32 protein-coding genes are annotated in these 26,852 nt (G+C 71.2%); 14 read left to right on the top strand and 18 right to left on the bottom strand.

Going from position 1 to position 26,852, the window contains the following annotated elements; all coding sequences use genetic code 11:
• The first annotated feature begins 35 nt into the window (after positions 1-35).
• Positions 36-665, top strand: a complete 630-nt coding sequence (locus tag BN6_RS02655) for a superoxide dismutase (protein WP_015097982.1) — start codon at positions 36-38, stop codon at positions 663-665.
• Positions 666-899: 234 nt separating this feature from the next.
• Here BN6_RS02655 and BN6_RS02650 read toward each other — a convergent pair whose 3' ends face one another.
• The 3 genes from BN6_RS02650 to BN6_RS02640 are packed head-to-tail and all read right to left on the bottom strand — an operon-like array spanning position 900 to position 4,156.
• Positions 900-2,225, bottom strand: coding sequence for an MFS transporter (locus tag BN6_RS02650; RefSeq protein ID WP_015097981.1), 1,326 nt, complete (start codon positions 2,223-2,225; stop codon positions 900-902).
• 3 nt (positions 2,226-2,228) lie between these two features.
• Positions 2,229-2,693 carry a MarR family winged helix-turn-helix transcriptional regulator gene (locus tag BN6_RS02645; RefSeq protein WP_015097980.1) on the bottom strand — a complete coding sequence of 155 codons (465 nt, stop codon included), beginning with the start codon at positions 2,691-2,693 and terminating at the stop codon, positions 2,229-2,231.
• Positions 2,694-2,710: 17 nt separating this feature from the next.
• On the bottom strand, positions 2,711-4,156 hold the full coding sequence (locus BN6_RS02640) for an NCS2 family permease (protein ID WP_015097979.1): 1,446 nt from the start codon (positions 4,154-4,156) through the stop codon (positions 2,711-2,713).
• 78 nt (positions 4,157-4,234) lie between these two features.
• Between BN6_RS02640 and BN6_RS02635 the strand changes: the two genes are divergently transcribed.
• A complete protein-coding gene (locus BN6_RS02635; RefSeq protein ID WP_041311730.1) occupies positions 4,235-4,498 on the top strand; it encodes a DUF2530 domain-containing protein in 264 nt (87 codons plus the stop codon).
• A gap of 3 nt (positions 4,499-4,501) precedes the next feature.
• On the opposite strand, the gene BN6_RS02630 is transcribed toward BN6_RS02635, so the two are convergent.
• The 3 genes from BN6_RS02630 to BN6_RS02620 form a co-directional block, all read right to left on the bottom strand.
• Positions 4,502-4,966, bottom strand: a complete 465-nt coding sequence (locus tag BN6_RS02630; protein WP_015097977.1) for a hypothetical protein — start codon at positions 4,964-4,966, stop codon at positions 4,502-4,504.
• Between the two features lie 74 nt (positions 4,967-5,040).
• Positions 5,041-7,869 (bottom strand): sacsin N-terminal ATP-binding-like domain-containing protein, encoded by a 2,829-nt coding sequence (locus BN6_RS02625; RefSeq protein ID WP_015097976.1) that lies wholly within the window; start codon positions 7,867-7,869, stop codon positions 5,041-5,043.
• The gene (locus BN6_RS02620; RefSeq protein WP_231904957.1) at positions 7,866-8,654 is read right to left on the bottom strand and encodes a DUF3027 domain-containing protein; all 789 of its coding nucleotides are present in this window, start codon (positions 8,652-8,654) and stop codon (positions 7,866-7,868) included. Before BN6_RS02620 ends, BN6_RS02625 begins: the two co-directional genes overlap by 4 nt.
• A 57-nt stretch (positions 8,655-8,711) precedes the next feature.
• On the opposite strand from BN6_RS02620, the gene BN6_RS02615 reads away from it, so the two are divergent.
• The gene (locus BN6_RS02615) at positions 8,712-9,482 is read left to right on the top strand and encodes a glutaminyl-peptide cyclotransferase (protein ID WP_041315929.1); all 771 of its coding nucleotides are present in this window, start codon (positions 8,712-8,714) and stop codon (positions 9,480-9,482) included.
• Here BN6_RS02615 and BN6_RS02610 read toward each other — a convergent pair.
• The gene (locus tag BN6_RS02610) at positions 9,463-9,921 is read right to left on the bottom strand and encodes an Lrp/AsnC family transcriptional regulator (RefSeq protein ID WP_148302716.1); all 459 of its coding nucleotides are present in this window, start codon (positions 9,919-9,921) and stop codon (positions 9,463-9,465) included. The genes BN6_RS02615 and BN6_RS02610 overlap by 20 nt on opposite strands.
• Positions 9,922-9,991: 70 nt before the next feature.
• Here BN6_RS02610 and BN6_RS02605 point away from each other — a divergent pair, with 70 nt between their 5' ends.
• The 3 genes from BN6_RS02605 to BN6_RS02595 are packed head-to-tail and all read left to right on the top strand — an operon-like array spanning position 9,992 to position 12,925.
• Positions 9,992-10,882 (top strand): threonine ammonia-lyase, encoded by an 891-nt coding sequence (locus BN6_RS02605; RefSeq protein ID WP_015097972.1) that lies wholly within the window; start codon positions 9,992-9,994, stop codon positions 10,880-10,882.
• 34 nt (positions 10,883-10,916) lie between these two features.
• The gene (locus BN6_RS02600) at positions 10,917-12,440 is read left to right on the top strand and encodes an MFS transporter (protein ID WP_015097971.1); all 1,524 of its coding nucleotides are present in this window, start codon (positions 10,917-10,919) and stop codon (positions 12,438-12,440) included.
• An 11-nt stretch (positions 12,441-12,451) separates the two neighbouring features.
• Positions 12,452-12,925 (top strand): DUF2771 family protein, encoded by a 474-nt coding sequence (locus tag BN6_RS02595; RefSeq protein ID WP_015097970.1) that lies wholly within the window; start codon positions 12,452-12,454, stop codon positions 12,923-12,925.
• A 297-nt stretch (positions 12,926-13,222) separates the two neighbouring features.
• Here the strand turns inward: BN6_RS02595 and BN6_RS02590 are convergent, their stop codons facing one another.
• Positions 13,223-13,609, bottom strand: coding sequence for a cold-shock protein (locus BN6_RS02590; protein ID WP_041315926.1), 387 nt, complete (start codon positions 13,607-13,609; stop codon positions 13,223-13,225).
• A 137-nt stretch (positions 13,610-13,746) separates the two neighbouring features.
• Between BN6_RS02590 and BN6_RS02585 the strand changes: the two genes are divergently transcribed.
• On the top strand, positions 13,747-13,938 hold the full coding sequence (locus BN6_RS02585) for a hypothetical protein (protein ID WP_041311725.1): 192 nt from the start codon (positions 13,747-13,749) through the stop codon (positions 13,936-13,938).
• Here the strand turns inward: BN6_RS02585 and BN6_RS02580 are convergent.
• On the bottom strand, positions 13,904-14,542 hold the full coding sequence (locus BN6_RS02580; protein WP_015097967.1) for an HAD family hydrolase: 639 nt from the start codon (positions 14,540-14,542) through the stop codon (positions 13,904-13,906). The two genes, BN6_RS02585 and BN6_RS02580, sit on opposite strands and share 35 nt — an antisense overlap.
• A 59-nt stretch (positions 14,543-14,601) precedes the next feature.
• Here BN6_RS02580 and BN6_RS02575 point away from each other — a divergent pair, with 59 nt between their 5' ends.
• From BN6_RS02575 to BN6_RS02565, 3 genes are all read left to right on the top strand, one after another.
• Positions 14,602-15,174: a TetR/AcrR family transcriptional regulator gene (locus tag BN6_RS02575; RefSeq protein WP_041311721.1), complete on the top strand. Its 573-nt coding sequence runs from the start codon at positions 14,602-14,604 to the stop codon at positions 15,172-15,174.
• A gap of 129 nt (positions 15,175-15,303) precedes the next feature.
• Positions 15,304-16,497, top strand: coding sequence for an Nramp family divalent metal transporter (locus BN6_RS02570; RefSeq protein WP_015097965.1), 1,194 nt, complete (start codon positions 15,304-15,306; stop codon positions 16,495-16,497).
• A gap of 79 nt (positions 16,498-16,576) precedes the next feature.
• Positions 16,577-16,948, top strand: a complete 372-nt coding sequence (locus BN6_RS02565) for a YccF domain-containing protein (protein ID WP_041311716.1) — start codon at positions 16,577-16,579, stop codon at positions 16,946-16,948.
• A gap of 31 nt (positions 16,949-16,979) precedes the next feature.
• Here BN6_RS02565 and BN6_RS02560 read toward each other — a convergent pair whose 3' ends face one another.
• A complete protein-coding gene (locus tag BN6_RS02560; protein WP_015097963.1) occupies positions 16,980-17,786 on the bottom strand; it encodes a metallophosphoesterase in 807 nt (268 codons plus the stop codon).
• Positions 17,787-17,962: 176 nt separating this feature from the next.
• On the opposite strand from BN6_RS02560, the gene BN6_RS45245 reads away from it, so the two are divergent.
• On the top strand, positions 17,963-18,286 hold the full coding sequence (locus BN6_RS45245) for a hypothetical protein (protein ID WP_148302714.1): 324 nt from the start codon (positions 17,963-17,965) through the stop codon (positions 18,284-18,286).
• Here BN6_RS45245 and BN6_RS02555 read toward each other — a convergent pair.
• The 3 genes from BN6_RS02555 to BN6_RS02545 form a co-directional block, all read right to left on the bottom strand.
• Positions 18,191-18,919 carry a maleylpyruvate isomerase family mycothiol-dependent enzyme gene (locus tag BN6_RS02555; protein WP_015097961.1) on the bottom strand — a complete coding sequence of 243 codons (729 nt, stop codon included), beginning with the start codon at positions 18,917-18,919 and terminating at the stop codon, positions 18,191-18,193. The genes BN6_RS45245 and BN6_RS02555 overlap by 96 nt on opposite strands.
• 69 nt (positions 18,920-18,988) lie before the next feature.
• Positions 18,989-19,777 (bottom strand): HAD-IIA family hydrolase, encoded by a 789-nt coding sequence (locus BN6_RS02550; RefSeq protein ID WP_015097960.1) that lies wholly within the window; start codon positions 19,775-19,777, stop codon positions 18,989-18,991.
• Positions 19,778-19,886: 109 nt separating this feature from the next.
• A complete protein-coding gene (locus tag BN6_RS02545) occupies positions 19,887-20,348 on the bottom strand; it encodes a MarR family winged helix-turn-helix transcriptional regulator (RefSeq protein WP_015097959.1) in 462 nt (153 codons plus the stop codon).
• Between the two features lie 127 nt (positions 20,349-20,475).
• Between BN6_RS02545 and moaA the strand changes: the two genes are divergently transcribed.
• The 3 genes from moaA to BN6_RS02530 all read left to right on the top strand — a co-directional run bounded on the left by moaA (position 20,476) and on the right by BN6_RS02530 (position 22,987).
• The gene (moaA, locus tag BN6_RS02540; protein ID WP_041311714.1) at positions 20,476-21,534 is read left to right on the top strand and encodes a GTP 3',8-cyclase MoaA; all 1,059 of its coding nucleotides are present in this window, start codon (positions 20,476-20,478) and stop codon (positions 21,532-21,534) included.
• 134 nt (positions 21,535-21,668) lie between these two features.
• Positions 21,669-21,923, top strand: coding sequence for a MoaD/ThiS family protein (locus tag BN6_RS02535; protein ID WP_015097957.1), 255 nt, complete (start codon positions 21,669-21,671; stop codon positions 21,921-21,923).
• A gap of 377 nt (positions 21,924-22,300) precedes the next feature.
• On the top strand, positions 22,301-22,987 hold the full coding sequence (locus BN6_RS02530; RefSeq protein WP_041311710.1) for a LysM peptidoglycan-binding domain-containing protein: 687 nt from the start codon (positions 22,301-22,303) through the stop codon (positions 22,985-22,987).
• Positions 22,988-23,480: 493 nt separating this feature from the next.
• Here the strand turns inward: BN6_RS02530 and BN6_RS02525 are convergent, their stop codons facing one another.
• The 5 genes from BN6_RS02525 to BN6_RS02505 form a co-directional block, all read right to left on the bottom strand.
• Positions 23,481-23,906: a molybdenum cofactor biosynthesis protein MoaE gene (locus tag BN6_RS02525; protein ID WP_015097955.1), complete on the bottom strand. Its 426-nt coding sequence runs from the start codon at positions 23,904-23,906 to the stop codon at positions 23,481-23,483.
• On the bottom strand, positions 23,903-24,412 hold the full coding sequence (locus BN6_RS02520) for a MogA/MoaB family molybdenum cofactor biosynthesis protein (RefSeq protein ID WP_051075922.1): 510 nt from the start codon (positions 24,410-24,412) through the stop codon (positions 23,903-23,905). The genes BN6_RS02525 and BN6_RS02520 overlap by 4 nt, the downstream gene beginning before the upstream one ends.
• A 38-nt stretch (positions 24,413-24,450) precedes the next feature.
• Positions 24,451-24,924 (bottom strand): cyclic pyranopterin monophosphate synthase MoaC, encoded by a 474-nt coding sequence (moaC, locus tag BN6_RS02515; protein ID WP_015097953.1) that lies wholly within the window; start codon positions 24,922-24,924, stop codon positions 24,451-24,453.
• 80 nt (positions 24,925-25,004) lie between these two features.
• Positions 25,005-26,393, bottom strand: a complete 1,389-nt coding sequence (locus BN6_RS02510) for an NAD-dependent malic enzyme (protein ID WP_015097952.1) — start codon at positions 26,391-26,393, stop codon at positions 25,005-25,007.
• A gap of 264 nt (positions 26,394-26,657) precedes the next feature.
• Entirely contained in the window at positions 26,658-26,843 is a 186-nt protein-coding gene (locus BN6_RS02505; RefSeq protein WP_015097951.1) for a hypothetical protein, read from the bottom strand.
• Between the last annotated feature and the right edge of the window lie 9 nt (positions 26,844-26,852).

Genomic DNA, 26,852 nt, shown 5'->3' with positions numbered 1-26,852 from the left:
TGCAGGTACTAGAGAGTTGCAACGAGGGGATTGTCATGGCCCAGTACGTGCTCCCGGATCTCGACTACGACTACGCCGCCCTCGAACCCGCGATCATCGGCGAGATCAACGAGCTGCACCACAGCAAGCACCACGCCGCCTACGTCAAGGGCGCGAACGACACGATCGACCAGATCGCCGAGGCGCGTGACAAGGACTCCTTCGGCTCCATCGTGGGCCTGGAGACGACGCTGGCGTTCCACCTGGCCGGCCACGCGCTGCACCAGGTGTGGTGGAAGAACCTGTCGCCCAACGGCGGCGACAAGCCGGTCGGCGAGCTCGCGGCCGCCGTGGACGAGCACTTCGGCTCGTTCGACAAGCTGCGCGCGCAGCTCGGTGCCGCCGCGTCGACCATCCAGGGCTCCGGGTGGGGCATCCTCGCGTGGGAGCCGGTCGGTCAGCGGCTGATCACCCAGCAGCTGAAGGACCACCACTCGAACCTGTCGATCGCGACGACGCCGCTGCTGGTGTTCGACATCTGGGAGCACGCGTACTACCTCCAGTACCGCAACCTCAAGGCGGACTACATCTCCGCCCTGTGGAACGTCGTGAACTGGGACGACGTGAACGCGCGCTTCGAGGCGGCGCGGGCCGGGCAGAACGGGCTCCTGCTCCCCGCCCAGTGAGCCGCTGCTGAACGGACCTGTCGTCCGTTCTCCTGGCTCGGCGGTGGATGCTCCGACAAGCCCTCACCGCTGACACGACGAGGCCCCGCTCCCCGGCGGTACGACCGGGAGGCGGGGCCTCGTCTGTTCCCGAACTGACTGCCGCTCCCACCACGAAGCGACGAGACTTAGGTTAGCCTAACTTCGCTTCGATGGGAAGTCCGACGTACCGGGCCTTGTGGCACCGGTGGGTTGTCAGACCCTGGACCTGCGGCGCAGGCCCAGGCGGTGGGTGGGGAGGGTGAGGCCGCCTCGTCTGGCCAGGACCAGGCCGCCGACCAGGGCCGCGAGGATGGAGACGATCCCGCCCGCGACCAGGGGGGCTCGGGCGGTGAAGTGTTCTGCCAGCCAGCCCATCACGGGGCCGCCGACCGGGTTCCCGCCGAGGAACACCAGCATGTAGAGGCCCATGACGCGGCCCCTCATGGCCGGGGTCACGGCCAGTTGCACGGTGGCGTTGGCGGTGGTCGTGAAGGTCATCATGGCGATGCCCACCGGGATCAGGACCACTCCGGTCAGGAGCAGCGAGGGCATCAGGCCCGCTGCTATCTCCAGGACGCCGAACGCCAGCGCGCCCAGGATGAGCAGGCGCAGGCGGGGCTTGCCCTTGGCGCTGCGGCGGGCCGCCAGGGTCGCGCCGGCCAGCGTGCCGACCGCGAGCATGGTGGACAGCAGGCCGTAGGCGTCCGCGTCGCCGCCGAAGGTGTTGCGGGCGATCACGGCCAGGGTCACGTAGAAGTTCAGGCCGAACGTGCTGATGAAGAACACCAGGAAGAGCAGGATGACCAGGTCGGGGCGGCCTCGGACGTAGCGCAGGCCCTCGCGGAGCTGGCCCTTCTCGCGGGGCACCGGTTCGCTGCGGTGCAGGTCGGCGGGGCGCATCAGGAACAGGCCGACGATCACGCCGAGGAAGCTGACGGCGTTGATCAGGAAGACCCAGCCGGTGCCGACGAAGATGATCAGGCCGCCCGCCACGGCGGGGCCGACCATCCGGGCCAGGTTGAACGTCATCGAGTTCAGCGCGACGGCGTTGGTGAGCTGGTCACGGCCGACCATCTCGACCACGAACGACTGGCGCACCGGGGTCTCCACCGCCGACACCGCGCCGAGCAGCAGGCACAGGAGGTAGACGTGCCAGAGTTCGGCCACGCCGGTGACGTCCAAGAGGCCGAGTGCGAGGGCGCAGAGGCCGAGACCGGTTTCCAGGACCAGCAGGAGTTTGCGCTTGTCGAGGCGGTCGGCCAGGACACCGGCCCACAGGGACAGGAACAGCGTCGGGGCGAACTGGAGGGCGGCGGCTATGCCCAGGGCCACCGGGGAGCCGTCGGACAGCTCCAGGACCAGCCAGTCCTGCGCGACCCGCTGCATCCACAGGCCGACCAGGGAGACGACCTGGCCGGAGACGTAGAGGCGGTAGTTGCGCACGTGCAGCGAACCGAACATTCGCCGCTTGGCCGGCGGGGGTAGGGCTTTGCCGCGATCGGTCCGATCGGTCTCCGCACCACCCGCGTACGCCGGCACTCGTTACTGCCCCGCCATCCTGTCGATTATCCCGGCGGCGCGCGACAGCACGCCCCGTTCCTCCGGTGTCAGCTCGGCCAGGCGCTTGTCCAGCCACGCCTCGCGCGCCGACACCTCTTCGTTGATGTAGCTGTTGCCCGACTCGCTCAGCTCCACGATGGCCTGCCGGCCGTCGGTGGGGTGCGGTCGCCGGGTGGCGAAGCCGAACTCCTCCAGCGCCGCTATCACCCGCGTCATCGACGGGGGCTGGACGCCTTCCTTCGCGGCCAGCTCGCCCGGTGTCAGCGGTCCGCACTTGTGCAACGTGGACAGCGCGGACACCTGGGTGAGCGAGATCGTGGAGTTGACCCGCTGGGCGCGCAGGCGACGGGTGAGCCGGACCACGGCCAACCGCAACCGGCTCGCCAGCCCTGCCTCCACGTCGACTTCCGCCACGTAGTTAGCATACCTCACGATCTCTGCACCCATCGTGTGAACTTTCCCATTCAGTTGCCCAGAGCTGCCTGGATGGGTCCGACGGCGAAGTAGACGACGAACGCCGCGGACACCACCCACATCAACGGGTGCACGCTGCGGGCCCGGCCGGTCATGGCCCTCAGCAGCACGTAGCTGACGAAACCGGCGCCGATCCCGTTCGCGATCGAGTAGGTGAACGGCATGACCACGATCGTCAGGAACGCGGGCAGCGCCACCGAGAAGTCGCCGAAGTCGATCTCCCTGATCTGCGCGATCATCAGCGCGCCCACGATCACCAGCGCCGGGGCCGCGGCCTCGACCGGGACGATCGAGTACAGCGGGGTCAGGAACATCGCGACCAGGAACAGCAGGCCGGTCACGACGTTGGCCAGCCCGGTCCGCGCGCCCTCCGCGATGCCCGCCGCCGACTCGACGTAGACGGTGCTGGACGACGACGAGGAGGCACCGCCCGCGACCGCGCCCACGCCGTCCACGAACAGCGCCTTGCTCACGCCCGGCAGCTGCCCGTCCTCGCCGATCAGGCCCGCTTCCTTGCCGAGGCCGGTCATCGTGCCGACGGTGTCGAAGAAGTCCGTGAGCACCAGCGTGAACACCACCAGCGCGGCGGTCAGCGCGGGCACCCGGCTCCACGCGCCGAACGACACCTCGCCCAGCAGCGACAGGTCCGGCAGGCCGAGCACCTGCTCCGGCAGGGCCGGGTAGCCGAGGTTCCAGCCCTGCGGGTCCACACCCTTGGACGGACCGGCGTGCACCAGGGCCTCGATCGCGATCGACAGCGCGGTGGCGCCCAGCACACCGATCAGGATCGCGCCCTTCACCTTGCGCGCCACCAGGATCCCGGTGACCACCAGCCCGACCACGAACACCAGCGTCGGCCAGGACGCGATGGACCCGTTGATGCCCAGTCCGACCGGGACGGTCGTGCCCGCGGCGTCCGGGACCCGCCGCACGAACCCGGCGTCGACCAGCCCGATGAAGCAGATGAACAACCCGATGCCGACCGCGATCGCCGCCTTGAGCTCCTGCGGCACGGCGTTGAACACCGCCGTGCGCACGCCCGTGACCACGAGCAGCAGGACGACCAGCCCGTTCACCACCACCAGGCCCATGGCTTCCGGCCAGGTCATCTTCGGCACGATCGAGACGGCCACGAACGAGTTGATGCCCAGGCCGGTGGCCAGCGCGAACGGGTAGTTGGCGACGAGTCCGAACAGGATGGTCATCACGCCCGCGCACAGCGCGGTGACCGCGGCGACCTGGGAGACGGGCAGGATCGCGCCGAGCACGTCCTTCTTGGCCGACGGGTCGTCCGCCGCGAAACTGCCCAGGATCAGCGGGTTCAGCACCACGATGTAGGCCATGGTCACGAACGTGACCACGCCGCCGCGGACCTCCCGCCCGACCGTGGAGCCGCGTTCGGAGATCTTGAAGAAGCCGTCGAGCCCGATGGCCATGCCGCGCTCCCCTTTCCGTGGGTGTGTCACCGGGGCGAGCGTGCCGCACCCGGGTTTCCGGCAGGTAGCCTGCCGGACGTGGCCGAACAGACCCAATCGCCGCCCGCCCCGCCGCCGCTGCCGGCGCGCCTGGCGGACCCGGTGCCGGCGATCGCGGGCGGCACCGCCCTGTGGCTGCTCGCGTTCGTGGTCGTGCTGGTGTTCTTCCGGGAGCAGACCACCCTGCTGTGGACGTGTCTGTCGGGTGCCGCGCTCGGGGTGATCGGCTACGGCATCTTCCGGTGGCAACGATCAGCGGCCCGAAGGGGTTCGCGCACGGCTCAGCAAGGCCTGGTCGACTAGCCGTCAGTGCACGACGGCCCACGCGCGGGTGGTCGGGTCCACGACGACGGGACGGCTGGTCGCGGCCTCCCGCGTGGCGGCGGCGCAGGTGTGGTGGCCACACCGGTGTTCGACGTCGAACGCGGTCCCGTCGGGCAGCGGGATCCGTAACCCGATCTCGTACACGACGTCATCAGCGGTCTCGACCCGTTCGGCCCGGACGACCTCGGCCCGGACCCGCGTCCCGACAGCGTCGAGCGCGGCAGTCTGCTCGGCATCCCGACCGACGGCGGCGACCATCCCGAGCACGACGAGCACCGCGAACACCCCGCACACGCCGATGACCACCGAAAGCCACCAGGACTCGGCCTCCACGACCCCGAACACCACCACGGCAGCCGTCCCGAGGGCCGACACCACCCCGATGACCTTCCCGAACCCGGCCGTCCGCCGACTGGTCCGCGACACCTCGGGCGGGACGTCCGTCATGGCGCGATCCTAGGGCGAACCGACCACAGTGGCGTACCTCGCCGGTTGAACGAAAGCAGGGGGCGTCGCGGTTGTCAGCCGAGCAGGACGGTCGGGGTCGGGTCGGTGATCAGGGCGGCGAAGGTGTGGCGGTCGGGCCAGCGGTTGGTCGACCACGCCAGGGCTCGGGCCAGCCCTTCCGGGGTGTCGGTCGCGTGGGGGACCTCGCCCGCCACCCACCACGACACCTCGTGGCGCTCGCCCTCGAACTCCACCACCAGGTCGTCGTGCACGACCACCGGCGTCGTGGGCAGGTCGACGCCCAGCAGGTCGCAGGCCAGGCGCACCGCGCCCAGTTCCGACCAGACCACCTCGTCGCCGTCGCCGTCGACCTCGCCGGTGATCTCCTCCGACGCCAGCGGCAGCGCCAGCAGTTCGGCCAGCACCTCCGCCGAGCCCTCGGCGGCCAGCACCTGGTTGCCGGGCAGCACGCCGAGCAGCCACGGCAGGTCCAGCACCACGACGTCGTCGGCCGGCACCGCCTCGCCGGTCAGCACCCGCACCCGGTCCGGCGGCTCGACGCCCACCGAGTCGGCGACCTCCGCGAGCGCCGCGTGCACCCGCAGCACCAGCGCGTCCGCGAGCTTGCGCTCCGGGTCGCCCAACCGCGCCAACAGGTCGTTGACGTCGTCCTCGTCCACGACCTCCAGCGACGTCCGCACCCCGGCCGCCGCCAGCACGTGCGCCGGCAGGCCGACGTCCGGCACCACGTCGTACAGCCCGTCCAGGCCCTCGGCGTCGGCCAGCCGCCACGACCCCAGCGGCACGCCGTCGAAGGTCGCGTAGCGGGCCAGCCACCAGCCCGTGTAGCCGTCCGGCTCGGTCACCGCGCGCCACGTCACCGGGTCGCCGGCCATCAGGCCCAGCGCCTGCGGCCACTTGTCACGCGCCACCAGGTCGAGGTCGCGGATGCCGCGCACCCGGGTCGGCGGCTCGTCCGCCCCGTCCCACCAGTAGCCCTCGTCGGCGAGGTCGTGGTCGGGCTCGGTCGGCGCGTCGTCCTCGACCACGGTGAACCCGTCGAGCACGCCCACGCCGGCCAGCACCTCGCGCGGCCACGCGGCGGCCAGCTCCGCCGAGAGCGTGCCGATCGGCGCGTCCTCCTCCAGCACCGACAGCAGCGCCGAGTCCGGGAACGCCAGCTCGTCGGCGCGCCGCCACTCGCCGGACTCGTCGGGCAGCGCCAGCTCCCCCAGCCACGGCCGGCCACCGGCCCGCGCGACCAGCGACAGCACCGTCCGGACCAGCTCGGGGCCGTCCATCGCGGGGTCGTCGAGGCTGCGGTGCACGGACTCGCGCACGGCGTCGGAGTCGAGCAGTTCGGCCGGGCCGGCCTCGGTCGCGCCCAGCCGCAGCAGCAACGGGTGCGCGGCGTCCGGGTGCGCGATCCGCAGCCCGGACAGGTCCGGCGGCGTGTCCGAGGACAGCACCAGCACGCCGCGCGGCGAGCTGACCAGCCGCCCGTCGGCCAGCGGCACGGGCAGCGCGGCCATCTCCTCGCGCGCGGTGGAGTCGACGTCGGCCAGCGGGGACAGCGCCTGGTAGACCTGCCGCCACCAGTCCGGGTCGCCGCCGACACCGGCCAGCGCCTCGACCACCTCGCCCACCGACATCCGGGGCACTTCGAGCGCGGCCAGCGCCTTCGCGTGCGCGGGCAGCGTCAGCTCGGCGTCGAGCAGGCCGGGGACGACGTCCTCCAGCAGCTCGACCAGCTCCTCCGACGGCGCGTCGAGCACCTTGGCCGACGCGGGCGCGGTCCACTCGCCGCTGGCCAGCGGCAGCCAGGACGCCTTGCGCAGCGCGGCCAGCACGCCGTCGCGCAGCAGTCCGTCCACTTCGGACAGCGGGAAGCCGGGCAGCGGCACCAGCGCGGTCCGCTCGACGGCCGGCAGCGCGGTCACCAGGTCCGGGTACGCGGCGGCGGCCCGGTCCAGCACGAACGACGCGGCCGGGCCCACCAGCACCCGCCGCCGGGACGGTTCCACCGGCAGCGTGGCGATCAGCCGCGCGGGCAACGACATCTTCTCGTCGGTCGGCGTCGGCGCGTGCAGGACGTCGCCGGTCAGCGGCTCGTCCATCGGCCACGCCCAGCACACGTGCCACTGCGGCCGCGCCTCGACGCCCTGCACCAGCGACGGCGGCAGCTCGCCGGCCACCCGCAGCACCCGCCATCGGGCCGAGCCGGAGGGGCCGGTGAGCACCACGACCCCGTCGTCCTCGGCGCGTTCCCACACGTCGGACCCGACCTCGACCCGGCGCAGGCCGGGCAGCGCCAGCAGCAGGTCGGGGACCTGCCGGGCGAACTCGGCGAGCAGGGCGGAGCCGTCGACCTTGAGCGGCAGCCGGACCTCGGTGTCGAAGCCCGGCGGCAGGTCGGCCTCGTCGGTCGGCCACACCATCCGCAGCACGGGCACGTCGCCACCGCGCGCGGACGCCAGTTCGGGCACCGCCTGCCGGGTGCGGGCCGCCGAGAACAGCACGCCGCCGGAGGTCGACACGACCCTGGGGGCGTCGGTCACCGCGAGCACGGCCGCGAACCCGACGCCGAACTGCCCGACGGTGTCCGCGGACTTGGCCGACGCGCGCAGCGACGCCAGCGCCGCCACCCCGGCCGCGGTCAGCGGCGCACCGGTGTTCGCCGCCCGCAGCTCACCGTCCACAACGGACAGTCGCAGCACACCCGGGCTGCCGCCGGCCGCGTCGGAGGCGTTCTGCGCCAGCTCCACCAGCAGCCGGTCGCGGTAGCCGCCCAGCCGCAGGTCCTCCTCGGCGTTGGCGTCCTCGCGGAACCTGGTGGGCGAACCGCGCCACGCGGCGAGCACCGAGTCGCGCAGCGCCTCGGTGCCGAACGGGTCCCGGCTCACCTAGACGATTCCGGCGCGTTCGCCTCGACGTCCAGCACGGCGTCGTCGTAGACCAGGTCGGCCACCGGCACGGCCGGGATGTTCTCCACCTCGACCTCGGAGTGCGCGCCACAGCCGTACTCGACGTGCACGACGTGGCCGTCGGCCGGCGTCAGCTCGTTCGCGCACACGCCGAAGCCCGCGCCCAGCGACCCCGCGACCCGCACGTAGAAGCCGCACGTGCCGCACCGGGCGGGCGCGCTGCGGGCCATGTCGCTGCGCGGGCCGAAGTCGCCGCCGTGCCAGCGCGACGCGGCGTCCAGCACGCCTTCGCGGGACAGCACCCGGACCCGGCCGAGCCCGACCTCCAGCGCGACCTCCTCGACCGCCGGGTCCTCGGACTCGACGTAGCCGGGGACCAGCCGCGGGTCGTCCTCGCGCGGCGGCAGCAGGTCGCCGACCCCGAGGTCGCCGGCGCGCACGCGCTCGTGCCACGGCACCCAGTCGGGCGCGACCAGCGCGTCGTTGCCGGGCAGCAGCACCACCTCGGACACCGACACGGGCGTGCCACCGCCGGCGTGGGCCACGGTCACCGCCCACGACCAGCCCCGGTAGCCCGCGCGTTCGGCCTCGAACAGGTGGGTGACCGACGCGTCGTCCTCGGCGAGCACGCCGACGTGGTCGCCGACGGGTTCTTCCCCGGCTTCCTCCTGCGCGGCGGCACGGGCTAGCCCGACCGCCCCGGAGTCGAGGAGCACCGGGTCGGCGAGCACTGGTTCGGGCTGCTGGGTCGGCGTGGCGGTCACAGGTGAATTGTGCCGCACGTCTGCACCGCCCTGTGCACACGTGCCACCCTTTCGGACGTGCGGTGGCTCCTGGTGGTCGTGGTGCTGGTCCTGTCGGCGGCGTGCACGGGTGCCCCGAGCGGACCGGAACAGCCCGAAAAGCCCGAAACGGGCGTCGAGGTGCTGGGCACGATCCCGCACGACCCGACGGCGTTCACCCAGGGCCTGGAGCTGGTCGACGGCGTCCTCTACGAGGGCACCGGCCTGGAGGGGCGGTCCACCATCCGGCGGATCGACCCGGGGAACGGCCAGGTCACCAAGCAGGTGGACCTCGACCCCGAGCTGTTCGGCGAGGGCGTCACCGTCGTCGGCGACAAGATCTGGCAGATCACCTGGCAGAACGGCGTCGCGATCCAGCGCGACCGCGAGACGCTGACCGAAGTGAGGCGCGTCACGTACGAGGGCGAGGGGTGGGGCCTGTGCCGCGACGACCAGCGCCTGGTGATGAGCAACGGCACCGAGGAGCTGACCTTCCGCGACCCGGTGACGTTCGCCGAGACCGGCAAGGTCACCGTCAAGCGCAACGGCATCCCCTTGGTGCGGATCAACGAGCTGGAGTGCGTCGGCGGGCAGGTGTGGGCCAACCTCTGGCAGCTCGACCAGGTCGTGCGGATCGATCCGACCAGCGGAAACGTCACCGCGACGGTCGACCTCGCGCCGATCCGCCCGAAGGACGTCCCGGCCACCGACGTCCTCAACGGCATCGCCGCCGTCCCGAACACCGACGAGTTCCTGGTCACCGGCAAGAACTGGCCGACGATCTTCCGCGTCAAGCTCCGGACAGGGTGATCGCCAGCCCGGTCTTGACCGCGTCGAACACCGGCATGGTCTCGTAGCGCTTGACGTTCTCGTCGCGCTGGAACAACGCGTCGCCCAGCTCCCGGCACCGCGCCATGTCGGCCGTGGACAGCACGACCAGGTAGTCCCAGCGGCCGGCCAGCTCGTAGCACTGCTGCACCTCGGGCGTGGCCCGCATCCGCTCGGCGAACCGCCGGTGGTGCGCGTTGGACTCGCGTTCGAGCACCACCAGGACGATCGCCAGCATGCCGCCCAACCGGGCCCCGTCCAGCACCGCGACCTGCCGGCTCACCAGCCCCGAGGAGCGGTACCGGTTGATCCGCCGCTGCACCGCGCTGGGTGAGAGCCCGACCAGTTCCCCCAGCTCGTGCAGGGTCAACCCGGCATCGCGCTGGAGCTGGTCGAGCAGTCTGCGATCCACGTCGTCCACGCAAAAATCTTGCGCCAAAGCGGGATGACTTTCAATCGCGCCCACCCGCCCCCGCTCTACCGTTCAGGCCATGGACCTCGACCTGGAGAACATCGCCCGAGCGGCCAAGATCATCGATCCGGTGTTCCGCGACAGCCCGCAGTACGTCGACGAGCAGCTGTGCGCCGAACTGGACCGCCGGATCCTGGTCAAGGTCGAGACGACCAACCCCCTGCGCAGCTTCAAGGGTCGCGGAGCCGACTTCCTGGCCACCTCGCTGACCGCCGCCCACCCGGTCGTCTGCGCGTCGGCGGGCAACTTCGGCCAGGCCCTCGCCTACGCCGGCCGCACCCACGGCTTCCCGGTCGAGGTGTTCGCCTCCGCCCAGGCCATCCCCGCGAAGATCACCCGAATGCGCTCCCTGGGCGCGACCGTCCACCAGATCGAGGGCGATTTCACCGGGGCCAAGGACACCGCCCGCCGCCACGCCGAGCGGACCGGGGCGATCTTCATCGAGGACGGCAAGGACCCGGCGATCTCCGAGGGTGCGGGCAGCATCGCCGTGGAACTGCTCACCGCCGGCCTGGCACTGGACGCGGCGGTCCTCCCGGTGGGTGACGGAGCCCTGATCACCGGCATGGCCAGGTGGCTCAAGGAACACTCGCCGAGCACCAAGATCATCGGCGTCTGCGCCCAAGGCGCACCCGTCCTGGCACACGCCTGGGCAGGCAGAACCCACACCGGACCGGTCGACACCATCGCCGTCCGGGTGCCCGTGCCAGAGGCCGTCACCCGCCTCAAGGCCCTGGTGGACGACATCGTCCTGGTGGACGACGACGCCATCCGCCGCGCGGCGGACACCGCCCTGCACACCCTGGGCCTCGTCCTGGAACCGGCCGGAGCCGCGGGTCTGGCCGCCATCGCCGCGCACGACATCCCCGGCGAGACCATCGCCACCGTGCTCACCGGGAGCAATGTCTGAGACAGGGCGGTGCGCGTGAGGCAGGATTGACCACGTGACGCGTCAACGGCCGGAAGACCCGTCGCGGCGGTACCCGTGGGAAGACGACGAGTACAAGCCGCGCACCCGGCCGTACCCCCACCAGGACCAACACCAGCACCAGAACCAGGAACAGCAACACCCCCAGGGCCCCCAAGGCCCCGAACACCCCACCACCCCCATCAGCACCCCTCCCCCCGCCCCCAAGAAGCTCACCGTCACCCGCGTAGCCCTGTGGCGAACCCGGCAACTGAGCAAACAAGCCGTGACCGCGTTCCGCAAAGCGGCTCACGCCGACGGCGCGAAGCAATCCGGCCTTTCCTCCCTCACCTACGCCGTGATGATGAACTACGCGGCCGACGCCGCCATGGCCGTAGCGCTGGCGAACACCCTCTTCTTCTCCGCCGCCACCGGCGAGAGCAAAGGAAAGGTGGCCCTCTACCTGCTCATCACCGTGGCCCCGTTCGCCTTGGTGGCCCCGGTCATCGGCCCGGCCCTGGACAAGATCCAGCACGGCCGCCGATTCGCCCTGGCGGGTTCCTGCGTGCTGCGGGTCGTCCTGGCCATCGTCATGGCGATGAACTTCGACAACTGGGGCCTCTACCCGGCCGCACTGGGCAGCATGGTCCTGTCGAAGTCGTTCACCGTGCTCAAGGCGGCGATCACCCCCAGAGTGCTGCCCAGCGAAATCACCCTGTCCAAGACGAACGCGCGGATGACCGTCTTCGGTCTGGCCGCCGGCGGTGTTTTCGGCCTGTTCGCGGCGGGATTCGCCAACATCTTCGGCTCCCCCGGCGCACTCTGGTTCACGGCGGTCCTCTGCCTCGGCAACGCCTGGCTGTGCCTGCGCATCCCGTCGTGGGTCGAGGTGACCGACGGCGAGGTCCCGACGTCACTGCGGGCCCAACCCCAGAAACCCAAGCGCCAACCCCTCGGCCGCACGGTCGTGGTGAGCCTCTGGGGCAACGGCACGATCCGGATGCTCACCGGCTTCCTGATGCTGTTCGCCGCGTTCGTCGTCCGCGCCCAGACCGAGGGCGACGCCTTCATGCAGCTGCTCCTGCTCGGCGCGATCGCCGGCGCGGCCGGCGTCGGCAGCTTCCTGGGCAACGCCGTGGGCGCGCGACTCCACTTCGGCCAGCCCGACCAGGTCGTCATCGGCTGCCTGAGCGCCACCCTGGTCACGACGATCGTCGCCGCCCTGCTCCCCGGCCTGATCACCGCCGCCGCCGTGGGCCTGGTCGGAGCCACGGCCAGCTCCCTGGCCAAGGTGAGCCTCGACGCCGTGATCCAGGACGACCTGCCCGAACAGTCCCGCGCGTCCGCGTTCGGCCGCTCGGAGACCATCCTCCAACTGGGCTGGGTGTTCGGCGGCGCGCTGGGCGTCCTGCTGCCCACCGAGTACTGGGTGGGCTTCACCGTGCTGTCCGGCCTGCTGGCCTGCGGCCTGGCCCAGACGATCCTGTCCCGCCAGGGCAGTTCCCTCATCCCGGGCCTGGGCGGCGACCGCCCGATCCGCCCGACCCCGGTCACACCGTAGGCTCCTGGCCCGTGCGCCGAGTACTGCCGATCTTGCTGCTCCTGGTCGTCGCGGCCTGTGCCGCACCCCACGACCCCGAGGTGACGTTCTACGCCGACGGGAAGACCGTCACCGTGCAGCCGACCCAGTACTGCGACGTGAAGTCGGAGAACTGCGACGTCGACACGCAGGCAACCGGCGTGCTCAAGGTCCGTCCGGGCAAACCGGTCCAGATCTCCGTCCCGGGCGACCTGGCGAAAACCGCCTGGTCGGTGAAGTTCACCTACCGCGACGCCCAAGGCACACCGCAAGAGCCCCTGCGCAGCAAACTCTTCACCAAGAACGACCCGCAATACGCCTACACCCTGGTCCTCCCGAACCCGGGCGACCAACTGGAAAGCGTAGAAGTCCAGCAGTACGGCTCCCGAATCGAAGCCAGCACCACAGGCACCTTCGACTTCGTAGCCAGGGGAACCTGGGTCCTCTCAGTAGACGACCGCAAATAACCCCAAACCGAAACACGACGCACAACCCCCGCACCGCACAACCCCCGCGCCGCACAACCCCCGCGCCGCCCAATCCTCCTGCCGCGTCGTGTCATCCCCGTGTGGCCCGCGCGCAGCGAACCGCGCTTGAGTGGAGGGCGCAAGCACGCTTTTCGCTTGCGCCCTCCACTCAAGGGTGGTTGTCTTTGACCGGGCCACACGGGGATGACACGACGCCCGCTCTTTCTTTGAGTCATCCTTGGCGGCTCGCCCGTCCGGCGAGGACTCTTCAGAAGCCCACAAGCCCAAACACCCCGGCTACGGATCCAACTCCCGCGCCACCGCCCGCACCACATCGGCGATCAACTTGGTGTTCTTCCGCTCCGGGTACCGCCCACGCCGCAACTCGGGCTGGACCTTGATCTCCAACAGCTTGATCATGTCGTCGATCAGCCCGTGCAACTCCTCGGCCGGACGACGTCGAGCCTCGGCCACCGAGGGGGCGGGATCGATCAGCCGCACGGACAGGGCCTGCGGCCCGCGCCGCCCCTCCGCCATGCCGAACTCGATGCGCTGTCCGGCCTTCAGGCCCTCGACGCCCGGAGGCAGCGCGGATTTCCGCACATACACGTCCTCGCCACCGTCCTGGGTGACGAAGCCGAAGCCCTTCTCCGAGTCGTACCACTTGACCTTGCCGGTCGGCACCGTGCTCACCAATCCCTTTGAGAACTACACGACGAACGCGCCCCAGGCGTGCCCAGGACGCGTCCCACCAGACTATCCAGAACTGCCCTGCCAGGGCACCTCCGATTGCGCGACAACCCCGGACTACGCTCACCCACATGACGTCCCAGAAGCTGATGCCGGTGGCAGTGGCCCTGTTCGCCCTGGGCGTCGTCGCCATCGTCGCGATGTTCATCGCCGGCAAGGAGGGCCTGCCCGCCTGGGTGTTCGCCGCGGGCTGGCTGCTGGCTCCGGCCGGCCTGGCGCTGGGCGTGGTCAGCGCCGTGCGCAACTCCCGTCGGCGAGCCTAGGCGCGTTCTCCCGCAGCCAGGCGGGGAACTCCTCCAGCGAGGCCAGCACCACGTCCGCGCCCTCGTCCGCCAGCTCCTCGCGCGAGCACGGACCGGTCACCACGCCCACCGCCACCGCGTCGGCGGCCAGCGCGCCACGCATGTCACCCACGTGGTCGCCCACGTACACGGCCGCCCCTGCGGACTTCAACGCCTCGGCCTTGCCGGTGGACCACAGCTCACCGAAGAGCTGATCCACCTCCCAGTCGAACGCCGCCAGGTGCAACGCCGCGTTCGCCCGGTACTTCCCCGTCACGACCAGCGTGCTCCCGCCCAGCTCACGCACCGCCGCAAGCGATTGCGCCGCTCCGGGCAGGGCGACCGTCGCCGGGATGACGATCTCCGGGTACAGGGCGCGGAACCGCGCCACCAGCTCCGGGATCTCCTCCTCGGGCACGCCGCGGTCGCGGTAGACCATGTCCAGCGGCGGGCCCAGGTTGGCCGCGAAGTGCGCCCCGTCCAGCGGGTAGCCGCATTCGGCGGCCACGGCGTCCATCACCGCGGCCATACCCGGCCGGGGGTCGATGAGCGTCATGTCCAGGTCGAATCCCACGGTCAACGGCACATTCGCACTCTACGGGCGCCAGGGGTTTACAAAAAGCCGCTCTGTGTAAAGCTGGCGTCGTGACGGAACTCACCCGCGCGTTGCTCGAGGCCGCGGCGGATCTCCTCGCCGCGCGCGGCGTCCAGGGCCTCCGAATGGCCGACGTCGCCACCAAAGCGGGGGTGAGCAGGCAGTCCGTCTACAACGAGTTCGGCAACAAGGAACGGATCGTGCACGCCGTCGCCCTCTACAAGACCGAGGAATTCCTCGACGGCGTCCGCTCCCGGCTCAGCACCGCCCCCGACCCGGTCGACGGCGTGCGCGACTCCATCGCCTTCGTCTTCGAGCGCACCGCGCACGACCCGCTCACCAGGTCCGTCTTCGGCGGGGCCAACGCCGAGGACATGCTCCCGCTGGTGACCACGCGCGGGCACCCGATCATGGCCGCCGCGACCGACGTCTACCTGGAGCACTTCCACCTGCACTACCCGTGGCTGTCCCAGGAGCGCGCCGAGCTGATCGCCGAGCACGTCGTCCGCCTGGTCATCAGCCACCTGCTCACCCCCAGCCGCGACCCTGTTCACGCCGTGGTCACCATCACCTCAGCCCTGCTCCTCTCCCCTGAACCGCACTCCCTGGACCGCACTCCCTGAATCGCACTCCCCGAATCGCACTTTCCGAATCGCACTCCCCCTCCCTGAAGCCCACTCCCGTCCCACCCCTCGAACCGGTCCTCGAACCGGCCCACCGCTTATCGCCAGCATCTGGCAACATGGCGGGACGTGACCGTTCTGGAGCGCGTCCGAACGGGTGCCGCACTGCTGGGCCCGGCGTTCGTCGCCGCCATCGCCTACGTCGACCCCGGCAACGTGGCCACCAACACCGCCGCCGGCGCGCGCTACGGCTACCTGCTCGTCTGGGTCCTCGTCGCCGCCAACGTCATGGCCGGCCTCGTCCAGTACCTCTCCGCCAAGCTCGGCCTGGTCACCGGCAAGTCGCTGCCCGAAGCCGTCCGCGACCGGATGCCGCGACCCGTCCGGCTCGCCTACTGGGGCCAGGCCGAAGTCGTCGCCATGGCCACCGACCTGGCCGAGGTCCTGGGCGGAGCGATCGCGCTGCACCTGCTGTTCGACCTGCCGCTCCTGCTCGGCGGCCTGATCACCGGCGTGGTCTCCACCGCCCTGCTGCTCGTCCAGGACAAGCGCGGCCAGCGCCCGTTCGAGCGGGTCATCACCACACTCCTGGTCGTGGTCGCCGTGGGGTTCGCCGCCGGGCTGGTCGTGTCACCGCCGTCCGGCGAGGCCGTCACCGGCCTGATCCCCAGGTTCGACGGCACGGACAGCGTGCTGCTGGCCGCCGGGATGCTCGGCGCGACCGTCATGCCGCACGCCGTCTACCTGCACTCCGCGCTCGCCCGCGACCGGCACGGCAAGGCGCCCCACCTGCTGCGCGCCACCAAGGTCGACGTGGTGACCGCCATGGTGCTGGCCGGCGCCGTGAACCTCGCCATGCTGCTGCTCGCGGCGTCCGCGCTGCGCGGGTCCGACAACGTCGACAGCCTCGAAGGCGTCCACCAGGCCATCGGCACCCAACTCGGCAGCGGCGTCGCGCTGCTGTTCGCCATCGGCCTGCTCGCGTCCGGTTTCGCGTCGACCGCCGTCGGCTGCTACTCCGGCGCGGTGGTCCTCGACGGCCTGCTCAAGATCCGCGTCCCCATCCTGGCCCGCCGCGTGGTGACGCTCATCCCGGCTCTGATCGTCCTGGCGCTCGACGTCGACCCGACCTGGGCGCTCGTGCTCTCGCAGGTCGTCCTGTCCTTCGGGATCCCGTTCGCGCTGGTCCCCCTCGTGTGGCTGACGTCCCGCCGCTCCGTCATGGGCGAACACGCCAACCACCGATCAGTCACCGCCGCCGCCGTGATCGTCGCCGCCGCCGTCATCGCGCTCAACGGCACCTTGATCCACCTATCGACTTGACCGCCCCTCACGGGCCCCACTCCGCACCCTCTTGGCGCCGTTTCGGCACGGAGAGCCCCACGTCCGGCAAGATGGTGGGGTGCGGATCATCTTGAACCTCATCTGGCTGGTGCTGAGCGGGTTCTGGCTCGCGATCGGGTACGTGCTGACCGGGATCGTGTGCTGCATCCTGATCATCACCATCCCCTGGGGCCTGGCCTCGTTCCGCATCGCGAACTACGCGCTGTGGCCGTTCGGCCGGACCGTCGTGGACCGGCCCGGGTCCGGCGCGCCGTCGCTGATCGGCAACATCATCTGGATCGTCGTGGCCGGGATCTGGCTGGCGATCGGGCACGTGGTCAGCGGCGTCCTGCTGTGCATCACGATCATCGGCATCCCGCTCGGGATCGCCAACTTCAAGATGGTCCCGGTGTCCCTCATGCCGCTGGGCAAGGAGATCGTGCCCGCCTGAGACACCCAACCCCACCCCACCCAGCCGAGCACTAACCGTCCAGCTCGTCCACTTCGTCCTGCAGGTCGAGCTGGACCACCAGGCACGGCCCCCCGCTGTACAACCCGGCGTCGATGGCGAGCACCTTGTCGTCCGCGTACCGCAGCGGCCCGTCGATCTCCTGCGGCGGCACGCCCAGCTGGTCGGCGATGACGCTGTGCCCGTGCACCACCTCGGCCCCGCCGAGCACCTCCAGCAGGTCCGCGGCCACCGTCCCGCCGTCCGGTCCGCGGAACGCGTACCGGGTGGTCATCTTGCGCCAGCACTCCCACCACGCGTCGAGGTCGTGCCCGTCGAGCACCTCGTGCACCGCCGCGTTGACCTCGTCGATCGAGTCGCCCCACTCCAGGTAGGCGAGGGTGTCGGAGTGCATGAGCAGGTGGCCGTCGACCCGGTGCAGCACCGGGCGGGAGGTGAGCCACTCGATGTGCCGGTCGGTCAGCCGGTCCTGGTCGCTGCGCAGGCCGCCGTTGAGCAGCCAGCTGCGCGCGAAGCTGCGCGGAGTCGGCGCGTTGGGCACGTGCTCGTCGCCGAACCGGTGCATCCCCAGCAGCAGGATCTCGTGGTTGCCGATCAGGGCGTTTACCTGGCCGCCGCTCTGCTCGCACAACCTCATCACGAACTCGATGACGCCGATGCCGTCGGGGCCCCGGTCCACGAAGTCGCCGAGGAACCACAGCTCGGCGTCCCCGCCCACCCAGTCGCCCGCCTCGTCCACGAGGTCTTGGGCGTGCAGGGCGCGGGTGAGCTCGGCGAGGTGCCCGTGCACGTCGCCTACCACGAAGAGCGGTCGGTCCACACAGCGACGATAAGCGACGCCGCTGTGTGGTGCGCAAAAGTGGATCAACCGGCCGTCCGGTTGGTCCGGATGGCGACCCCCGATCCGACCCCCGCCGGCCCGACTGGCCTCCCCCTCCGGGGTGAACTCCGCGCTGTGGCCGTGATGTGACAGGCGGTATGCCCATCATCAGGTTCATGAGGGAGCACCTGGAACGGGTCGCGGTGGTGTTGGACGAGGTGATGGCGGAAACCGCCGCGACGGGCGTGCTGACGCCGTGGGAGCACGTCGACTGGCTGCGACTGCACGCCGACCTGCTCGACCGGCTCGGGGCGGCGGCGGGCGACGGCAGCGGCGTGTCCGGGCGCGGCGAACTCGTCCGCGACCGCGCCGAGCGGATGGCCGACCGGCTCAACCGGCTGCCGTCAGTGGACGTCGGGCCAGGTCAGCAGGCGGTCGAGCAGCTCGCGGTCTCCGGTGACCCGCACCTGTTCCGCGGTGAGCCTGCCCCAGACCAGTAGGTACACCTCCTCAGCGGTACCCGTCACCGTCACCGCACGTCCCCGGCGCACCGCGCTCACGCCCCGGCGCACCGCCCCCGCCGCGTCAGGCGAGCCGAGCGACCACGTCCGCTCCGGTGTGACGAACGCGACTTCGGCCGGCTCCCGACCCCACTCCCGCGCCCCCAGAAAATGGTCGGCGAACTCGTCCACCCCGTCGGCCGCCAGCTCTTCCGGGATTCGCGCGGCCGCGCCCACCGCGTTCTGCGCGTCCCAGCAGTGCACGACCAGTTCGTGCGCCTGCCGCCAGGCCACCGCCGCCGCCGTGTCCAACCCCGCGCCCCAGGGCACCCACACCGCCGGCTCGCCCCCGTACTCGTGCTGCACCGCCTGGTACCGGGCGGTGATCTCACGCCACCCGGCGACCCGGTCCGGCCCGGTCTCCCCGGCCCGGCGGGCGACGGCCGGGTCCGGCATCGGCCCCTTCGCCAGCAGCACCGACAGCCACCACCCCTGCACCGCGGCCAGGTGCGCCACGAGGTCGTCCACCGTCCACCCCGGACAGCTGGGCACCGGCCGGTCGAGGTTGCCGTCCACCGCGTCAGCGAACGCCTCGCCGTACCGCTCCAGAACCGCCAAGTAGTCGATGCCCATGCCGCGGAACCTAACCGGCAGGTACGACAATCCCCCTGTTTGCGCAGGTCACCGCCAAAACCACCAGCGCTACGCCGGGAACGGGTCGCCCGAGTTCCCGACCAGGTCGGCGATCGACTTGAGCACCCGGGTCGGCCGGTACGGGTACAGCTCCGCCGTCGAGTCCGCCGAGATCCCGGTGAGCACCAGGATCGTCCGCAACCCGGCCTCCAGCCCGGCCCGCACGTCGGTGTCCATCCGGTCACCGATCATCAGCGTGTTCTCCGAGTGCGCGCCCAACGCCCGCAGCGCCGACCTCATCATCAACGGGTTCGGCTTGCCCACGTAGTACGGCTCGCGGCCGGTGGCCCGCTCGATCAGCGCCGCGATGGACCCCGTGGCCGGCAGCGACCCCTCCCGCGACGGTCCGGTCGCGTCGGGGTTGGTCGCGATGAACTTCGCGCCCTCCTCGACCAGCCGGATCGCCTTGGTGATCGCCGTGAAGCTGTACGTGCGCGTCTCGCCGAGCACCACGTAGTCCGGGTCGCGGTCGGTCAGCACGTACCCGACCTCGTGCAGCGCCGTGGTCAGCCCGGCCTCGCCGATCACGAACGCCGAGCCGCCCGGCCGCTGGGAGTCCAGGAACCGGGCGGTGGCCAGCGCCGAGGTCCAGATCGCCGACTCCGGCACCTCCAGCCCGGTCCGGGACAGCCGGGCGCGCAGGTCACGCGGGGTGTAGATCGAGTTGTTGGTGAGCACGAGGAACGGGATGCCGTTCGCGGTCAGCTCCGCCACGAACTCGCCGGACCCCGGGATCGGGTGCTCCTCGTGCACGAGCACGCCGTCCATGTCCATCAGGTAGTTCCACTGCTCGGCCATGCCGCCATGCTGCCGGCTAACCCCTCGACCAGCGCTCCTTGACCGGCACCCTCGACCCGGGCCCCCGCCCGATCTCCTCTCTCCTCCCCACCTCCGCGAACCGCGCCGATCAGCCGTCGATCACCCGCCTGCGGAACACGTCGATCACGGTCTTGTTGTACCTCTCCAGCACCGCCCACTCCGCCGGCGTGAACTGGGCCAACACCTCTTGCAACGTCTGCTGCGCTCCCACGAACAGGTGACCGAAGCGCTCTTCGGCCACCGTCACCTCGACCAGCACCTTGCGCCGGTCGTGCGGGTCGCGCACGCGGCGCACGTACCCGGCCTTCTCCAACCGGTCGATCACGCCGGTCACCGCGCCCGTGGACAGCCCGGACAGCTCCGCGATCTTGCCGGCCGTGATCGGCTCGTCCGCGCGCATCGCCAGGTCCAGGCACTTCTCGTCGGTGGGCGAGAGCCCCATCTGCTCGGCCACCCGGCTGTGGAACAAGATGGTGAGCGTGCTCGTCTCGCGGGCGTAGAAGCCGAACCGCTCCAACACGTCGGCGGGGACGTCGTGCTCGCTCGTCATGTCAATAATTTAGCCGCCGAGAGACCCGGCTCGGCATGGTCCACCAAGCCGTCCCACCAAGCCGTCCCACCGCGCCGTCCCGTTTTGCGGCGATACCCACCAGTGTCGTAGCAGTACCCTGGTAGGGGTGACGGCAGTCGAATTGGGACTACCCGGCGTGCGCGGCACGACCGAGGCGTCGGCGCGACCGGACTCCCCGCTGCTGGTCGACCGGTTCGGCCGGGTCGCGACCGACCTCAGGGTGTCGCTGACCGACCGGTGCAACCTCCGCTGCACCTACTGCATGCCCGCCGAGGGCCTGGACTGGCTGCCCAAGCCCGAGCTGCTCACCGACGACGAGCTGGCGCGGCTGATCGGCGTGGCCGTGACCAGGCTGGGTGTGACCGACATCCGGTTCACCGGCGGCGAGCCGCTGCTGCGGCCCGGCCTGGAGGGCGTGATCGCCGCGACGGCGGCCCTCGCCCCCCGGCCCCGGATGTCGATGACCACGAACGGCATCAGCCTGGCCAAGCGCGCCCGTGCCCTGGTGGACGCGGGGCTGGACCGGGTCAACATCTCGCTGGACACCCTCGACCCGGCCCGGTTCCACACGCTGACCAGGCGTGACCGCCTTGACGACGTGTTCGCGGGGATGGCTGCCGCGCGTGACGCGGGTCTCATGCCGGTGAAGGTGAACACGGTGCTGATGCGCGGCGTGAACGAGGACGAGGCCGTGCCGCTGCTTCGGTTCTGCCTCGACCACGGCTACCAGCTGCGGTTCATCGAGCAGATGCCGCTGGACCCGCAGCACGCCTGGAACCGGGACGACATGGTCACCGCCGAGGAGATCCTGGCGGCGCTGCGCGGCGCGTTCGACCTGGTGCCCGAGCCCGGCGACCGGGGCGGCGCGCCGGCCGAGCGCTGGCTGGTCGACGGCGGACCCGCGACGGTGGGCGTGATCGCGTCCGTGACCAGGCCGTTCTGCGCGGCGTGCGACCGGACCCGGCTGACCGCCGACGGCCAGGTGCGCAACTGCCTGTTCTCCCGGACCGAGACGGACCTGCGGGCGCTGCTGCGCGACGGCGCGTCCGACGAGGAGATCGCCGTGCGGTGGCGCGGGAACTCGTGGGCGAAGGCGGCCGGGCACGGCATCAACGACGACGGCTTCCACCAACCCGACCGCCCGATGAGCGCGATCGGCGGCTGACGCCCTCCTCCTGTCGGCGACCCGCGAGACCCTCACACGACCTGCAAGACCCAGATAGCCCACACGGCCCACATGACACGTACGGCCCACACGGCTCATACGGCCGGACAGACTCTCAAGGCTCGGAGGACGACGTGGTGCGACTGACGATCCGGTACTTCGCCGGCGCGCGGGCGGCGTCCGGGGTGTCCGACGAGAGCCTGGAGCTGTCCGGGACGCCCACGGTCGCGCAGGTGCTCGACGCGGTGCGCGCGCGGCACGGTGACGGGCTCGGGCGCGTGTTGCCGGCGTGCAGCTTCCTGTTGGACGGCGTGGCCGTGCGGGACCGCGACACGCCCGTCGCCACGGGGGCCCGACTGGACGTGCTGCCACCCTTCGCCGGCGGCTGACGGGCCTGCCACGGCCGACGGAATGACGTGAGCCAGACCTCACTTACCGTGATCTATCTCGACAGATCTCAGAACGGAAACGAGAAGGTAACGGCCGCCTGACCTGGCTAAATACCCATCTCGGCAGATCACCCCAAAGCGTTACAGTGATAGCCATCACACCCTGGAACGTTTGGACCTGCGCTCCCCGATTACGTACGGTCGCTCTTCGGTTGGCCCCGACCAACCACGAGCACCACCGGGACGCCACACGCCGAACCCTGTCCAGTGGCCCCGGAACCAAACCCCGAGCGAGGAATACCGCCGGACAGGGACTGATCGACATCACGGGCCCCGAACCCGCGTCGGTCGTGCAGGTGTGGTGGGCCGAGAGGGAAATGGCTTCTTACCGAGGCAAGCACCGCCCGACCATCAGTGCCACCGCCCGCACCGTCGCGAAGGTCGCCGTCGCCGGCGTCATCGTGGGTGCCCCCCTGGGCCTGGCCACCGGAACCGCGAACGCGCAGGGCTCCGGCGTCAACTGGGACACGGTCGCCGCGTGCGAGAGTGGCGGCAACTGGAGCATCAACACCGGCAACGGCTACTACGGCGGGCTGCAGTTCGTGCCCAGCACGTGGACGTCCAACGGTGGCTCCGGCATGCCCCACCAGGCTTCCCGCGAGGAGCAGATCCGCGTCGCGGAGAACGTCCTGCAGACCCAGGGCATCGGCGCCTGGCCGGTGTGCGGCCCGAAGGGCCTCGGCGGCGGTGCCGCCCCGGCCCCGCAGCGGACCGCGCCGGCTCCCGCGCAGCAGCGCCAGACGACCCCGCAGCCCCAGCAGCAGCAGGCCCCGAAGCAGCAGCAGCAGCAGGCGCCGGTGCAGCAGCAAGCCGCTCCGGTGACCGTCGCGCTGCCGAGCACCAACCCCGCCGGCGATTACGAGATCAAGCCGGGCGACAGCCTGTCGAAGATCGCGTCGGAGCTGAAGGTCGAGGGCGGTTGGGCCAAGCTGCACGAGCTCAACAAGGAATTCATCCCGAACGCCGACCTGATCATGGTGGGTCACAAGATCGCCACCAAGTGACCCGGCGCCGGCGACTGCCGGCACCAGACCAGAGACCCTGCCGTTCCCCCCGACGGCGGGGTCTCTGCTTTCCTCCACCCGCCGCCTCGCCACCCGCCTCGCCACCCGGCCGGCCACCCGCCCGGCCAGCTGGCCGCCGGACGCCGCCCGTCGCCTGTCGCCTGTCGCCTGTCGCCTGTCGACGCCTGCCGCCGCTCGCCCGATCCCCGATCCGCCGATGCCCGACGCTGGCCGTCCACCGTCGCCGACCGACGCCGTCGCCTGCCGCCCCGCTAGCCCGCCGGCACGCCGGCCCGAACCAGGCGTACTGTCGGTGGTCGGTGGGATAATTGAATCGGGGGCCAGCGCCACGCACTCTTCGGCCAAGCACTCCTCGCCACGCACTCCGCAGCACCGTGACCGGCGGCCACGCTCCGCGGCTGAGCAGTCGGCGACAACTCGACCCATAGCCGCGTACTCGGCGGTTGTGCGAACGGCGACCACGGGCGCGTGGTCAGGGGCAGTTGACCCACTCGTCGGTGCCGTCGGTGAAGACCTGACGTTTCCAGACCGGGAGTCGGCGCTTCACCTCGTCCACCAGTTCCGAGCACACCCCGAACGCCTCCGCCCGGTGCTCGGCCGACACCGCGCACGCCAGCGCCACGTCACCGATCGCCAGCTCGCCGACCCGGTGCGTCACCGCCACCGCCCGCACCCCGGAGAACTTCGCCACGACGTCCGCCACCACCTCGGCCACCACGTCCGCCGCCGACGGGTGTCCGACGTACTCCAGCTCCCGCACCGACCGCCCGTGGTCGTGGTCGCGCACCACCCCGGAGAACGTCACCACCGCTCCGGCCGCCGCGTTCTGCACCAGTTTCGCGTGTTCCTCCACCGACAGCGGCTGGTCGCTGACGGTCGCGCGCACGACCTCGGTCATCCGTGGTCACCTCCGGCCACCTGGTCCACCGCGTGCTCCAGCAGGGTGCCGAGCACCTCCAACCCGTCCCGCACGCCGCCCGTCGACCCGGGCAGGTTCACCACGAACGTCCGCCCCGCCACGCCGGCCACCCCGCGCGACAGCACCGCGGTGGGCACGCGCGGCCAGCCCGACAGCCGGATCGCGTCCGCCACGCCCGGCACCTCGTAGTCCACGACCGCGCGCGTCGCCTCGGGCGTCCGGTCGGTCGGGCTGATCCCGGTCCCGCCGGTCGTGATGACGACCGCCACCGCGTCCGCCACCGCCGCCCGCAACGCCTCCGCGACGGGCTCGCCGTCCGGCACGACCTCCGCATCGGGCACCTCGTACCCGCGCTCGCGCAGCCACGCCACGATGATCGGCCCGCCCCGGTCCTCGTAGACCCCCGCCGCGGCCCGGTTGGACGCCGTCACCACCCTCGCCGCCCGCACCCGTCCGCCCGAAGCCGACACACCAACGGCGGACATCGGCACACCAACGGCGGAAGCCGGAGCGTCGTCGGTGGTCATGGGCGGACCCACAGGCCGGTCTTGCCGCCTTCTTTGCGTTCCACGCGCACCTCGTCGAGCGTCGCGGCCGGGTCCACCGACTTCACCATGTCGTGCAGGGTCAGCCCGGCCACCGACACGGCGGTCAGCGCTTCCATCTCCACGCCGGTCCGGTCGGTGGTGCGCACGGTCGCGGTGATCCGGACCTCCGCGCCTTCCAGCGCCAGGTCCACCACGACCCCGGACAGCGCGATCGGGTGGCACAGCGGCACCAGTTCCCAGGTCCGCTTGGCGGCCATGATCCCGGCGATCCGCGCGGTGGCCAGCGCGTCGCCCTTGGGCAGGCCGTCGCTGCCGAGCAGCACCACCACCTCGGGAGTGGTCCGCAGCACGCCGGACGCGACCGCCGTGCGGTTCGTCTGCTCCTTGGCCGACACGTCGACCATGCGGGCCGCGCCGCTTCCGTCGAGGTGGGTGAACTGCTTGCTCATGCGAACGATGCTATGCCTCCGCACCGACCCGGCACGACGCACCGCACGTCAAGAAACCCCCGAGGACCGGCTACGACCGGCTACGACTGGGCCGCGGCGGCCTTGCGGACGGCTTCCGCGACGGCCGGAGCGACCGACGTGTCGAACACGCTCGGCACGATGAACGAGGCGTTCAGCTTCTGGCCGTCCACCACGTCCGCGATCGCGGTCGCGGCGGCCAGCAGCATCGAGTCGGTGATGGTGCGCGCGTGCGCGTCCAGCAGGCCGCGGAACACGCCGGGGAACGCCAGCACGTTGTTGATCTGGTTCGGGAAGTCCGACCGGCCGGTGGCGACCACGGCGGCGTGCTTCTGCGCCTCCATCGGGTCGATCTCGGGGTCCGGGTTGGCCAGCGCGAACACGATCGCGTCCTGGTTCATGGTGGCGACCTGCTCGGCCCCGAACAGGTTGGGTGCCGACACGCCGATGAACACGTCCGCGCCGACCAGCGCGTCGTGCAGCCGGCCGGACACGTTGCCCTTGTTCGTCACGGCCGCGATGGACTTGAGGTTCTCGTCCAGGCCGGGCCGGTCGCGGTGCACGATGCCGTCCACGTCGACCGCGACGACGTCGCCGGGCTCCTGCTTGAGCAGCAGCCGGATGATCGCCGAACCGGCCGCGCCGACGCCGCAGACCACGAGCTTGCAGTCGGAGATCTTCTTGCCGACCACCCGCAGCGCGTTGCGCAGCGCGCCGACGACGACGATCGCCGTGCCGTGCTGGTCGTCGTGGAACACCGGGATGTCGAGCTTCTCGCGCAGCCGGGCCTCGATCTCGAAGCAGCGCGGCGCGGCGATGTCCTCCAGGTTGATGCCGCCGTAGACCGGCGCGATCAGCTCGACCGCGCGGATGATCTCCTCGGTGTCCTGGGTGTCCAGGCACACCGGCCAGGCGTCGACGCCCGCGAACTTCTTGAACAGCGCGGCCTTGCCCTCCATCACCGGCAGGGCGGCGGCCGGGCCGAGGTTGCCCAGGCCGAGCACGGCGGAGCCGTCGGTGACGACCGCGACCGTGTTGCGCTTGATGGTCAGCCGGCGGGCGTCGTCCGGGTTCTCGGCGATCGCCTGGCAGACCCGGGCCACGCCGGGCGTGTACGCGCGGGACAGGTCGTCGCGGTTGCGCAGCGGGACCTTGGAGGAGATCTCGATCTTGCCGCCGAGGTGGACCAGGAACGTCCGGTCGGACACCTTGCGGACCACGATCCCCGGCAACTGGCCCAGGGTGTCGGTGATGTCCTTGGCGTGGTTGGCCGACAGCGCGTTGCAGGTGAGGTCGATCACGACCCGGTCGTTGTGCGACTCGACGACGTCGAACGCCGTGATCACGCCACCCGCGCGGCCGACCGCCGACGTCAGGTCGCCCGCCGCGCTCGCCGAGGGCGGCGCCTCCAGCCGGACGGTGATCGAATACCCAGGGCCGGGGACCGGCATCGAATCCTCCCAGAACAGCACTGCTCAAGCGGGAACCGAGCCTAGTCCGCACGGATTAACGGAACGCGCGCGGCTCGACCCGCGCAGCAAACCTTCCGGCCGCACGCCCGCTGAACGGAAAGTTCCTCACGTCCGGCCCGGCTGTCCCGCACAGCTCCCCGGGCCGGCCAGGAACCTCGGACCGGCCGGGCGCGCGCGGGAGTTCCCGGGAACGCGAACTGCCCCACGGCCGAGGCACGGCCGTGGGGCAGCGGGAGCCTGAACTCAGCGGTTGATCTCGGTCACCGGGTGGTGGTAGCCGAGCTCGTCCACCGGCAGCGGGAAGGTCAGCTTGCCGAACGGGGACAGTGCGCCCTGGACGTCGCTGGCGAGTTCGCTGACCGCGTACTTGGCGTCCGCGGGCGGCTGCGGCCAGTTCGGGTCGATGCGCTCGGGGCGGGCCTTGGCCACGGGTTCCTC

It is taken from the genome of Saccharothrix espanaensis DSM 44229 (assembly GCF_000328705.1).
GTDB classification, from domain to species: domain Bacteria; phylum Actinomycetota; class Actinomycetes; order Mycobacteriales; family Pseudonocardiaceae; genus Actinosynnema; species Actinosynnema espanaense.
The sequence above is the reverse complement of the archived record's forward strand: the minus strand, read 5'-3'. Positions and strand labels throughout refer to the sequence as shown.